The organism is Brevundimonas sp., from assembly GCF_030656255.1.
Taxonomy (GTDB): domain Bacteria; phylum Pseudomonadota; class Alphaproteobacteria; order Caulobacterales; family Caulobacteraceae; genus Brevundimonas.
The window spans coordinates 1-11,119 of the sequence record NZ_JAUSOE010000103.1 but is presented as its reverse complement, the minus strand read 5'-3'; the positions used below and the strand labels follow the sequence as shown (position 1 = coordinate 11,119).

The following is an 11,119-nucleotide window of genomic DNA, read 5'->3' as shown; positions in this document are numbered from 1 at the left end:
CTGGCCCTGAACGCCGGGGTCGAGGCGGCGCGGGCGGGCGAGAGCGGTCGCGGCTTCGCCGTCGTCGCCTCCGAGGTCCGGGCCCTGGCCGAGCGGTCGGCTCAGGCCGCCAAGGAGATCAAGTCCCTGATCACCCAGTCCACCGTCCAGGTGGGGTCGGGGGTGCGTCTGGTGGGCGAAACCGGCCAGACCCTGGACCGGATCGTCGCCCATGTCGCCCAGATCGAACGGCTGGTGACGGACATCTCGTCCTCGGCCGCCGAACAGGCCACCGGCCTGCAGGAGGTCAATACGGCGGTCAACCAGATGGACCAGATGACCCAGCAGAACGCCGCCATGGTCGAACAGTCCACCGCCGCCAGCCATTCCCTGTCGCACGAGGCCGACAGCCTGAACGCCGCCGTCGCCCGTTTCCGCGTCGGCGCGCCCCCTGCCGCCTCGGCCCCCGCTCCGATCCGGCCCGCCGCCTCTCCCGCCCGCACCGTCGCCGCCCTGAAGACCGTCGGCCGCGGCGGCGCGGCCCTGGCGCCTGTGTCGGAGCCTGATGCGGATGGGTGGGAGTCCTTCTAGGCCGCGCGCCGCCGTCTCCGGCGGTTACAGAGTCTGACGGAAGAAGCGAACGACCTCCCGGTTGAAATCCTCATTAAAGGCCGCCCGGTCGAAGCCGGGCGTGGCGACGCAGATGATCGGCGCGGCCGCCGCCAGTCGGGCGGAGCAGGGCGGCAGGAAGTCGAAATGGTCGGCGCCCGAAACCACACGATATTCGGGCTGACGCGGCAGGGCGTCGCGAACAGGCTCGGCGTAGAAGGGGCTGGGCAGGACGTGGTCGTCTTCGGCCCGCCATAGCTGAACCGGCTGGGTCACGCCTGACAGGCCCGCGCGCGTGAAGGTGAAGCCCAGGGCCGGGGCGGCGGCCACGACCGCCTTGATCCGTGCGTCATGAATCCAGTCCTGGACGGCCGCCGCCTGGATCGCTTCCGGATGGGCCGACACCAGGCGGCAGTCGTAGAAGTCAGGGTGAGCGCGGCAATGATCGACGACCCGGCTCAGGTCGGGCTCGCCGCCCGCCGCCGTCAGGACGGAAAAGCCGCCGGACGAAAAGCCGAAGGCGCCGATCAGGTCCGGGTCGATCCGGCCCCGGCCGTCCCACTGGCCCGTCAGATAGTCGATCAGGACATGGATCTGGCGCGGCCGCTGGGCGACGTCCGTTGCCCGGCTCTGATCGCGCCAGTTGTCGCCTGTATGGGTCAGGGCGGCGACCGTGAACCCGGCCTGGGCCAGGGCGCGGGCGGTAGCCTCATGGCTGCGGAAATCACCGCCGTTGCCGTGCGAGATGACGATCAGGGGCCGACGGACGTCGTCCTCGGCCCCGTTGGTCGGGGGTGTCCAGATCCCGACCTCGATGGCGGGGCCTGCGCCGTCCGCAACTTCCAGCCGGGTGAAGCCGACGGTCTGGGGCGCCGGCTGGGCGGCGGGCGTCGTCGCCAGGGGCGCGGACGGACCCGCTGCGGACGGCGGGGTCTGAAGGGCGAGGGCGGCGAGGGCGGCGAGCAGGATCATGGAAGGCTCCGTTCAAGGGCTGTGACGGCGGAGTTCTGAACGGGTCTCTCCCCGTGGCACCACGCCGTTTGCGCCAATGGGCGAACGGGTTCGCGGCCCGGCGAATGGACGATCGGCGCGGCGATTCCGCAGACGCCGCCGAACGGCTAGGAAGAGGAATGAAGTCTGGGGATTCGCGATTGACGTACGGGCGCCTGGCGCTGGTCGGGCTGGCCGTCACGACCGTCCTGGGGCTGGTGCTGGGCGTGATCGGGCCGTTCGGTTCGTATCTGAACGGGTCGCCGCCGCTGCGGATCGTCTATTGGGTCGTCAGTCTTTGGTCGGGCTGGGTCCTGTTCGGCCTGATTGTTCCCCGGCTGGCGCTGTGGGCGCGCGGGCGGAGTCTTTCCGTCTGGCTATGGGCGCCGCCGATCATCGTCCTGCTGGCGGCGCCCATGACCCTGATCAGTCGGGCCCTGGCCCAGCGGATGTGGCCGGGCGCGTTCGAGGTCGGCCTGCTGGAATGGTATGGCCAGAGCCTGATCGTCAGCATCCTGGCGACCGGCGTCCCCCTGTGGATCCTGGCGCGAACCGCCGCCCCCGCCGCCGAGCCGCCGACGCCCCTGTCCGCCGACCCGCGCGACCGACTGCCGCCGCACCTGGGTCGCGAGGTGATCTGCCTGCAGATGGAGGACCACTATGTCCGGGTCCACACCCCCCTCGGCTCCGATCTCATCCTGATGTCGCTGTCGCAGGCCATGGCCGGGCTGGCGGGCGTCGAAGGGCGTCAGACCCACCGGTCCTGGTGGGTCGCCCGGGCGGCCGTCGAGGGCGTGGTCGAGGACGGCCGCAATCTCAGCCTGAAGCTGAAAGGCGGGCTGACGGCGCCGGTGTCCCGCACGCGGGTCGCGCCGCTGCGGGCGGAAGGCTGGCTATAGGCCGCTCCAGTCTCCCGAAGCGGCCTCGAAACAATATCGCCAGTCTAACCTAGATGCAGCCTTCACGTGTTTCGATATAATATGGCGTCACTGTTCCCATGCTTAAGGTTTTTCCATGGCAGTTGCGGTAGGCCCAGCCCACATAGGTCGTAAGCGTGGCGTCTGAGTAGAAGTCGCGCTGAACCGAATAGTCATTGGCCATGGCAGGTGACGCAGAGAGCGGCGCCAAGACAGCTAGGGCCAATACGGTGATATTCCCGATAAATCTTTTCATCAGTATGCTCCTTGGGAGATAATCTCCCGTCAAAGTTTATTTTTTGAAGGCCGGGCGTCAGCGCAGCTCGCAATCATTGAAGCGACTAAGCATGACTTCCGAAGGGAGTGCGGCTGGAATTCAGGAGTGAATTTCGAACGCGTGTTTTATGCGTGTGTATTCGAAATGCGATGCGTTCTCAGAGCCAATGTCGTCCCGCCCGCATGCGTTCAGCGCGCCGCTCAAAGCGAACGTGCATTAGATTGGGCTGGCATTAACAGCCGGCACGTCGACAAGCATCGAGTCGGTAAATGAGGCGACGATGACGGAACTTCTTGATCATGTAGTCCTCCCGAAAGGGGCTGATCCCCTGCTGCTATGACGACACTTTCTTGATGCCGTTTCAATCTGTAATCACATAAAACGTACGTAAAGATTGTGTGAGCGGGGTGGCCGCCGTCTTGACGAGAGACGTTCTCGACAGCAGCGGCCTAGAGATCGACGCTCACGGGCCACGCCGTTAAGTTGGACAAATGACCAACAGCTGTTCGACTGTTTCCTTATAATCGTGCTCGGCCTTGGCGTCGTCGTTGCCGGCGGCATGTCGTTCGTAAGCATCGTCGTTCTTCGGTATTTCTTCGGCTAGGCCAGCTGTCCGCGGCGCCGGATCTGAGGCCGGCGGACAGAAATCATCGCGCCTGCCCCCTTGCGGATCGGTCTCGCCGCCTATCTGTTACGCACCCTGAACGACCCGACCTTACCGGAGCCCCCCCCCATGTCCGACTTCAGCTACGACGCGTCCCGCCATCTGAAGAAGGGGCGGGGCAAGGTGTATGATTCGATCATGGACACCATCGGCGACACCCCCCTGGTGCGGCTGCCGCGTCTGTCGGCCGAATACGGCGCCAAGGCCACGGTGTTGGCCAAGCTGGAGTTCTTCAACCCCATCGCCTCGGTCAAGGACCGGATCGGGGTCGCCATGGTCGAGGCGCTGGAAGACGCGGGCAAGATCAAGGCCGACACGGTGCTGATCGAGCCGACCAGCGGCAACACCGGCATCGCCCTGGCCTTCGTCGCCGCCGCCAAGGGGCTGAAACTGATCCTGTGCATGCCCGAAAGCATGTCGATCGAACGGCGCAAGATGCTGGCCCTTCTGGGCGCCCAGCTGGAGCTGACCCCCGCCGAGAAGGGGATGAAGGGCGCCATCGCCCGCGCTCAGGAACTGCTGGAGACCACGCCCAACGCCGTCATGCCGTCGCAGTTCGAGAACCTGGCCAACCCCGCCATCCACCGCGCGACCACGGCCGAGGAGATCTGGAACGACACCGACGGCGCCGTGGACATGGTGGTGGCCGGCGTCGGCACCGGCGGCACCATCTCGGGCGTCGGCCAGGCGCTTAAGGCCCGCAAGGCCACGATCCGGATGATCGCGGTCGAGCCCGAGGCTTCGCCCGTCCTGTCGGGCGGCGCGCCCGGCCCGCACAAGATCCAGGGCATCGGCGCGGGCTTCGTCCCCGCCATCTATGATCCCGCCGTCGTGGACGGGGTCGAACAGGTGTCGAACGACGAGAGTTTCGACATGGCCCGCAAGACCGCCCGCGTGGAAGGCATACCGGTCGGCATCAGCTCGGGCGCGGCCCTGACGGCGGCCTTCCGCCTGGCCGCCCGCGACGAGAATGCGGGCAAGACCATCGTGGTCATCATCCCGTCCTTCGCCGAACGCTATCTGTCGACCGCCCTGTTCGAGGGGCTGTAAGGCCAAGCGTCGCCGATACGCCGGGTTAACTCTGAGCCCTTAGTCTTGGCGCCATGAACGAGGCGTCGGCCCGGAATGACGATGAGGCGGCTCAGCCGTCGCTGAAGGCGCGCCATGCGTTGCTGAAACGGCTGGCCGATGTCGTCTCCCTGCCGGCCAGCCGGATCAACGCCTTCGAACGCGCCGTGACCGGGGACCTGCTGGTCGAAATGTTGCGGCTGGCGTCGACGGAGGAGCGGCGGCGCGTCGCCTCGCGGCTGGCGCCCCTGGCTGAACTGCCCAACAGCGTCGCGCGCCTGCTGCTGCGCGACGAGCCCGAGATCGCCCGTCTGCTGATCGAACAATGCGCGTCCCTGAGCGACGCGGACCTGGTCGGGTGCGCGCGCGACGCGGGGCCTGAGCATCGGCTGATCATGGCCGAGCGTCGCGGCCTGTCCGAGATCGTCACCGAAACCCTGTTCAGCTTCGGCGAGATGGAGGTGATGGAGGCGGTGCTGCGCAATCCCACCGTCCGCCTGTCCCAGGTCGGGGTCGAGGCGGTGGTCGGCCTGAGCCGGACGCATCCGAAACTGTCCGGTCTTCTGCTGAAACGCCCGGAGCTGAGACCCGCCGGCGCCTATGTGATGTTCTGGTGGTGCGGGCCGGACGACCGGCGCACCATCCTGCAGCGGTTCGCCGTGTCGCGCGAGGTGATGCAGGAGGTGTCCGAGGACGTCTTCGCCATGGCGGCCGCCGAGGGCTGGTCGGATCCCGTGGCGCGCAAGGCCCTGCAGTTCATCGAGCGGCGCCAGCGCAACCGCGCGGCCATCGACAAGAGCCCCTATGACGGGCTGGAACACGCCCTGTCGGTGGCGGCGCGAGACGGATTGTCGCGCGAAACGGCGTCGGAGATCGCCTTTCTCGCGGGCGTCAAACCCTTGACCGGCGCCAAGATCCTGGGGGACCCGGGCGGCGAATCCCTGGCGATCCTGTGCAAGGCCACGGGTCTGTCGCGTGTGGATCTGCTGAATCTCTGGCGCTCGATGCGTCGGCCCGAGACGACGGCCGACGGCGCTCTTCATCCTGACCTTGAACGTGTGCAGATCACCTATGAAATGCTGGCGGTGGATCGGGCGCAGACCGTATTGCGTTACTGGAACTGGTCTCTGTCATCGGCCCTGACGCCCAGTCTCCTGCGTGCGATCCGTGAGGGTGAGGATGAGGCGATCGATGAATATTCGGCGCCGGAACGTGCAGCCATGATGGTTTTGACCGAAGACTTGAAACGCTAGGTCAGCATGACCACAAGTGGCGTTATATAAAGCCTTGTCGTTCACATAACGCGCGGATTGCTTTTGCAATCAAACAACCCTAAGAGCCGAAAGGGTGAGTTCGGCTGGCGTTTCAGTCGAAGCAAATCGATTATGGAAGAGACGCCGCGAATGGACGAGAAGCCCGAACTGCTGGAAATGACCGCTGACATCGTGTCGGCCTATGTCGGCAACAACACGGTGACGGCGGAAGCCCTGCCGGCGCTGATCGCCAATATTCACGCCGCTCTGTCGGGCGTTTCCAACGGTCCCGTCGAGGTTCCGCCGGAGCCCAAGGAACCGGCCGTGCCGATCCGCAAGTCGATCAACGCCGATTTCCTGATCTGCCTGGAAGACGGTCGCAAGTTCAAGTCGCTGAAGCGTCACCTGCGCACCAAGTACGATATGAGCCCCGAAGATTACCGCGCCAAATGGGGTCTGCCGAAAGACTATCCGATGGTCGCCCCGAACTACGCCAAGGCGCGTTCGGAACTGGCCAAGCAGATGGGCCTGGGCCAGGGCGGCCGTAAACCCGCCCGCGTCGCACGCGCCAAGAAGTAAGACCGGTCTTTACCGGTAGAAAACGCCCGCTTCCGCAAGGAGGCGGGCGTTTTTGTTTGGAACGGCGGACAGACCTTTCCCTCCCCCTGCGGGGGAGGGGGGCGTAGCGGAGCGAAGCCGGGTGGGCCGGGCCGGGCGACGCGAGACAGATCGATTCAGAATGGGACGGGTGAGGCCTGCATAAGGCGCGCGCGCATTGCCTGGCCGGCCCCACCCCGTCGCTGGCGCGACGCCCCTCCCCCTGCGGGGGAGCAACAAATCGTGCGTTTTACGCCGCCTGGGCGACGCGGCGCATGCGCCAGAAACGCAGGGTGCGCTGGGCGGCGTCGCGGGTCAGTTCGCCGTACATCCGGCCATAGGCGGCGGCCCGGCCCATCGGATTGGAATCCCCGCCCAGAAGCGACACGGCGTAGGTCAGGAAGATCGCCCGGTCGATGTCGGCGGCCTTGCAGATGATCGACAGGGCGTCCAGGTCGCGCCGGTCCACAATGTTGCGTGCGGTGTGGAAATCCACATCCGAAAGACGCGACAGGGCGACCAGGAAGGCCGTGCGGCCCTTGGAGCGCAGGAAGCGGATCAGCACCTGCGGGGTCAGCTGGTTGGCGGCGTGCAACTCGTCGACATAGGCCAGGCTTTCGGCGTAGTCGGCCGGCAGGGCCCCGTCGTCGGTGGCGACACGGGCGCGCCCGGCGGCCAGGGCAGCCTCCAGCAGGTCCGGGTCCATCTGGGCGTTCTGTTCCAGGATCTGGTGACGCAGCCGGGCCTCGACGACGAAATACATGTCGTTCAGCAGGTCGGCGGGCAGGCTCTTGCGCTCGACCGCTGAGGCGTGAAGCTCGGGGTTGTTCTTGGCGCGCTCGACCGCGGTTTCCGACGCGGCCCGCGACAGCTGGGCGCCGTCGTTGCGCAGCAGGACGCCCAGGGTGTGGTCGTCGCCGCGTTCGACGATGATCTCGGACACGGCCTCGGAGACCTCGATACGGCCGGAGACGGCGCGCATATGGTCCTGGCCCTGGCGGCTGATCACGCCGATCAGGTCTGCGTCGGTCAGGACGGTGGAGCCGCGCAGCACCGGCCCGGCGACGTCGATCTGGTCTTCGGCCAGGCGTCGGATCAGGCTGGCCGGTGCATTGGGCGCCTCGGCGAACCGGGCGGCCAGTTCGGCGCGGACGGCCGTCTCCATCTCGTCCGACAGGGTTTCGAGCACGGAGCCGTAAAGCTCTGTCTCGGCCACGCTATGCTCGGCGCCGCCCAGGAAATGATCGGTCAGTTCGCGCAGCAGCAGCCGGCGTTTCTCGCTGGAGGCTTCGTTGGCCAGGGCGATCAGATCAGGCAGGCGAGAGGCCTGGATGACGGCTCGTTCTTCGGCGGAGGGTTCGGTCATGGCAGGTCGTCCCCCGTGGTCTGGGGCATGGCTCGCACCGTGCCGTCGCTGTTGCGCTGCAGGGCGGGCGGGCCGTCGGGTTGGGCCAGGTCGGCGGAGGACGGGGTCTGGGTCATCTCCACCGGCAGGGCGTCGAGATAGATGGGCTGGACGGTGTTGATCCGGTCCGGCTGACGGCCGGCCTGACGATGGACCGAATAGAAGCGCGCGCCCTGGACCGGGGCCAGGGCCGCCTGGACCATGGCGGGCGGGGCGGCGGAGGCGGACTGGGTCTCAGCCTTGGCGCCGCTCTTGGTTTCAGTCTCGGCCTGGGGGGCGGTCTCGGCGGCCGTCTGGCGCTGGAGACGGAAGATCGGCGCGTCGCGACGCGGGGCCATCGGATCGAACGCCGGCTCGGACGCGGCTTCGGCCTGGGGCGGTGCCTGGACGGGAGTCTGGACTTGGGTCTGGGCCGCCTGGGCCTGGACTGGCGCAGGGGCCTGGACGGTTTCGGCGCGAACGGGACGGGGCGCAGCCTCGGGGGCGGCCGGCGCGGCCGCATAGGGCTGGGGCGTCGTCGTCATCGTCGGCGTCGTCATCGGCGCAGGCGCGATCCAGTCGCTGGCCGGGGTCAGGCCGCGACGGGGCGTCGGCGTCGATGCGGAAGCGGGGGCCGACAGGCGGGCCAGCGGAAGGGGGGTGACGGGGGCGTTCACGACGGCGGCGACCGTCGTCGGCTGCGGGATCCGGCGCAGCGTCGGCGCAGGCCCTTGCGTGACCGGCGGCTTGCCCGGCCAGGACAGATAGCGCAGGCCGCCGGCGCCGGTCGCCGACGATTGAGCCATGGCGGCGCCCGACGCCGCACAGGCGGCGAACAGGGCGGTCGACAGGATCAGGGCGTGTCGCAAGGGGCGGATCTCGCACGGATAAAAAGACAACCCCCAGGTTAGGCGGATATCGCTTAACCCGCCGCTAACGGCGCAACAGCAATCGCCCGATCCCGCCGACGGCGGCGTTCAGCACCAGGCCCAACAAGGTCAGACACAGGACGCCGGCCAGCATTTCGGCCGTGCGCAGGCGGTTGCCCGCCTCCAGCAGCCGCCAGGCCAGACCTTGTGTGGCGCCTGAGCCCGAGACGAACTCGGCCACCACGGCGCCGATGACCGCCAGACCCGCCGCGACCCGCAGACCCTCCAGCGCGAACGGAAGCGCCGAGGGCAGGCGCAGCCGCCACAGCCGTTGCAGGGGCGTGGCGCCATACAGATCGAACAGCCGCTCCAGATCCGGGTCCGCCGACTTCAGTCCAGTCAGAATGCCCGAGAACAGCGGGAAGAAGGCGACGACGGCCGCCAAAGCCACCACGGCCCGGTCGGCGTGATCCAGCCCGGCCCAGATCAGCACCAGGGGGGCGACGGCCACGACCGGCGTGACCTGAAGCGCCACGGCCAGAGGCCGCACGGCCCGCTCCGCCGCCGGGTGCAGCGACACCGCCAGAGCCAGGCCCCCGCCGACCAGTCCAGCCAGGACCAGGGCCTGAACCGCCATGCCGAACGTCACCAGGGCCGAGGCGGCCAGGCGCGGCCCCGCCTCGACCAGGGCCACGGCCACCGCGCTGGGCGGCGGCAGGAAATAGACGGGCAGCTCCAGCAGGCGACAGGCCGCCTCCCACCCCGCCAGCAGCAGGACGGCCAGGCCGATGGGCGGCGCTAGATCGGTCAGGCGTCTCATGGCGCGGCCTCTGGGCGCATGGACTGTGGGCGCATGGCCGCCTCCAGCGCGTCGGCGGTCGCCTCGACCGTCTGGCGATAGGCGGGGTCGGCGCGCCAGCGGGCGGGTCGGGGCAGGGGGCCGGGCGTCGCCAGGTCCGCGACGGGCCGCCCGGTCGCCGCCGCCAGCACCACGACCCGCTGGGCCAGATAGACGGCCTCCTCGACGTCATGGGTGACGAAGACGATGGCGGGCCGGGGCTGGGCCGTGGCCCAGAGGGCGTGCAGATCCTCGATCAGGCGGCGGCGGGTGACGCTGTCCAGGGCGGCGAAGGGTTCGTCCAGCAACAGCAGGTCCGGGGCCGTGACCAGGGCGCGGGCCAGGGCGGCGCGCATGGCCATGCCGCCCGACAACTGCGACGGCCGCGCGTCCAGCCGCTCGCCCAGGCCGACGGCGCTCAGGGCCTGGGTCGCGCGCTCGCGGGCCTGGGCCTTGGGCATCCCCGCCAGCTCCAGCGGCAGGGCGACATTTTTCACGGCCTCGGCCCAGGGCATCAGGGTCGGGCTCTGGAAGACGAAGCCGGTGCGGCCGACCCCCAGGGCACGAACCCCCTCGCCCCCGCTGGGCGCCTGAAGCCCGGCCAGCAGGCGTAATGTGGTGGACTTGCCGGCGCCCGAGGCCCCGACCAGGGCGAGGATCTCGCCACGCGCCACGCTCAGGTCGATGGGGCCAAGCGGGGCGCGGCCGGAAAGATCGACCGTCACCCCCCGCAGCGCGGCGATGGGATCAGCCACGGCCCGGCAGATAGTTGTCGGTGAAGGCCTCGCGCCAGTTCAGGCCGGGGTCGAACACCCCCGCCTGGCTGACCACCTCGAAGAAGGCCTGCCAGCGGTCGGCCGTCATGGCGCCCAGGCCGTACAGGGCGGCGTCGCCCCCATCGACGATGGCGTTGTCGCGCAGCTTCTGCCGGGCCTGGTCCAGGATGGCCTGGGTCATTTCCGGATTGTCCTTGCGGATCAGGGCGTCGCCCGGCGCCGCATCGCCGCGCAGATAGTCGCGCCACCCTTCCGCCGAGGCGGCGATGAAGCTGCGCAGGGCCGTGGCGTTGTCGCGCGCAAAGGCGTTGGGCGCCAAAACCAAGGCGGCGTAGGAGGGATAGCCTTCGTCGGCCAGCAGGAAGACCTTGGGCTCGAACCCGGCCTCCTGTTCGATGGTGTAGGGTTCGCTGGTCAGATAACCCTGCTGCACCGCCCGCTCGTCGGCCAGGAAGGGCGCCAGGTTGAAGGTGTATTTGCGCACCTGGTCGTCGGTGAAGGCGTATTTGGACTTGAGCCAGACCCAGAAGGCGGTGACCGAGGCGTCGGCCAGCAGGAAAGGGCGGCCGGCCAGGTCTGCGATGGTCTCAAGGGCCGGGTCGGGATGAGCGATCAGGACCTGGGGGTCCTTCTGGAAGAAGGCGGCGACGGCTTTCACCGGCGCGCCTTCGGCGACCAGGTTCATCGGGATGAAGCTGTTGGAGCCCATGCCCAGCTCGACCGCGCCCGAGGCCAGAAGCTGGGGCACATTGCCGTTGGGACCGCCCTGGATGATCTGGACGTTGAGGCCGCGTTTCTCATAGGCCCCCGAAGCCTGGGCCTGGTAGAAACCGCCGTGCTCGGCCTGGGCCCGCCAGTCGGTGGCGAAACGCAGGCGGATGCGGCCCTCTTCGTCGAC

12 protein-coding genes are annotated in these 11,119 nt (G+C 68.4%); 5 read left to right on the top strand and 7 right to left on the bottom strand.

All coding sequences use genetic code 11. From position 1 onward, the window contains the following. Positions 1-570 (top strand): methyl-accepting chemotaxis protein (locus Q7J26_RS10485; protein WP_304936396.1); only part of this gene is annotated, 570 nt, incomplete at its 5' end. 24 nt (positions 571-594) lie between these two features. Here Q7J26_RS10485 and Q7J26_RS10480 read toward each other — a convergent pair. Continuing rightward, positions 595-1,560, bottom strand: coding sequence for a dienelactone hydrolase (locus Q7J26_RS10480; protein WP_304936395.1), 966 nt, complete (start codon positions 1,558-1,560; stop codon positions 595-597). A gap of 179 nt (positions 1,561-1,739) precedes the next feature. On the opposite strand from Q7J26_RS10480, the gene Q7J26_RS10475 reads away from it, so the two are divergent. After that, entirely contained in the window at positions 1,740-2,477 is a 738-nt protein-coding gene (locus Q7J26_RS10475; protein WP_304936394.1) for a LytTR family DNA-binding domain-containing protein, read from the top strand. Between the two features lie 49 nt (positions 2,478-2,526). Here the strand turns inward: Q7J26_RS10475 and Q7J26_RS10470 are convergent, their stop codons facing one another. Then, positions 2,527-2,751 (bottom strand): DUF6289 family protein, encoded by a 225-nt coding sequence (locus tag Q7J26_RS10470; RefSeq protein WP_304936393.1) that lies wholly within the window; start codon positions 2,749-2,751, stop codon positions 2,527-2,529. A gap of 754 nt (positions 2,752-3,505) precedes the next feature. On the opposite strand from Q7J26_RS10470, the gene cysK reads away from it, so the two are divergent. The 3 genes from cysK to Q7J26_RS10455 all read left to right on the top strand — a co-directional run bounded on the left by cysK (position 3,506) and on the right by Q7J26_RS10455 (position 6,336). Then, positions 3,506-4,486, top strand: a complete 981-nt coding sequence (gene cysK / locus Q7J26_RS10465) for a cysteine synthase A (RefSeq protein WP_304936392.1) — start codon at positions 3,506-3,508, stop codon at positions 4,484-4,486. A 53-nt stretch (positions 4,487-4,539) separates the two neighbouring features. Then, entirely contained in the window at positions 4,540-5,757 is a 1,218-nt protein-coding gene (locus tag Q7J26_RS10460) for a DUF2336 domain-containing protein (RefSeq protein ID WP_304936391.1), read from the top strand. A 150-nt stretch (positions 5,758-5,907) separates the two neighbouring features. Continuing rightward, positions 5,908-6,336 carry a MucR family transcriptional regulator gene (locus Q7J26_RS10455; protein ID WP_008260928.1) on the top strand — a complete coding sequence of 143 codons (429 nt, stop codon included), beginning with the start codon at positions 5,908-5,910 and terminating at the stop codon, positions 6,334-6,336. A gap of 268 nt (positions 6,337-6,604) precedes the next feature. Here Q7J26_RS10455 and Q7J26_RS10450 read toward each other — a convergent pair whose 3' ends face one another. The 5 genes from Q7J26_RS10450 to Q7J26_RS10430 all read right to left on the bottom strand — a co-directional run. Then, on the bottom strand, positions 6,605-7,720 hold the full coding sequence (locus Q7J26_RS10450) for a DUF2336 domain-containing protein (RefSeq protein ID WP_304936390.1): 1,116 nt from the start codon (positions 7,718-7,720) through the stop codon (positions 6,605-6,607). Then, entirely contained in the window at positions 7,717-8,607 is an 891-nt protein-coding gene (locus Q7J26_RS10445; RefSeq protein WP_304936389.1) for a hypothetical protein, read from the bottom strand. Before Q7J26_RS10445 ends, Q7J26_RS10450 begins: the two co-directional genes overlap by 4 nt. A 64-nt stretch (positions 8,608-8,671) precedes the next feature. After that, positions 8,672-9,427, bottom strand: coding sequence for an ABC transporter permease (locus Q7J26_RS10440; RefSeq protein WP_304936388.1), 756 nt, complete (start codon positions 9,425-9,427; stop codon positions 8,672-8,674). Next, positions 9,424-10,200: an ABC transporter ATP-binding protein gene (locus Q7J26_RS10435; protein WP_304936387.1), complete on the bottom strand. Its 777-nt coding sequence runs from the start codon at positions 10,198-10,200 to the stop codon at positions 9,424-9,426. The genes Q7J26_RS10440 and Q7J26_RS10435 overlap by 4 nt, the downstream gene beginning before the upstream one ends. Next, positions 10,193-11,119 (bottom strand): ABC transporter substrate-binding protein (locus tag Q7J26_RS10430; RefSeq protein WP_304936386.1); only part of this gene is annotated, 927 nt, incomplete at its 5' end. The genes Q7J26_RS10430 and Q7J26_RS10435, both read right to left, overlap by 8 nt.

Coding starts and splice junctions, on each gene's coding strand:
- Q7J26_RS10455 (WP_008260928.1), top strand. CDS start 5,908: ATGGACGAGAAGCCCGAACTGCTGGAAATGACCGCTGACATCGTGTCG.
- Q7J26_RS10470 (WP_304936393.1), bottom strand. CDS start 2,751: ATGAAAAGATTTATCGGGAATATCACCGTATTGGCCCTAGCTGTCTTG.
- Q7J26_RS10440 (WP_304936388.1), bottom strand. CDS start 9,427: ATGAGACGCCTGACCGATCTAGCGCCGCCCATCGGCCTGGCCGTCCTG.
- Q7J26_RS10460 (WP_304936391.1), top strand. CDS start 4,540: ATGAACGAGGCGTCGGCCCGGAATGACGATGAGGCGGCTCAGCCGTCG.
- Q7J26_RS10480 (WP_304936395.1), bottom strand. CDS start 1,560: ATGATCCTGCTCGCCGCCCTCGCCGCCCTCGCCCTTCAGACCCCGCCG.
- Q7J26_RS10450 (WP_304936390.1), bottom strand. CDS start 7,720: ATGACCGAACCCTCCGCCGAAGAACGAGCCGTCATCCAGGCCTCTCGC.
- cysK (WP_304936392.1), top strand. CDS start 3,506: ATGTCCGACTTCAGCTACGACGCGTCCCGCCATCTGAAGAAGGGGCGG.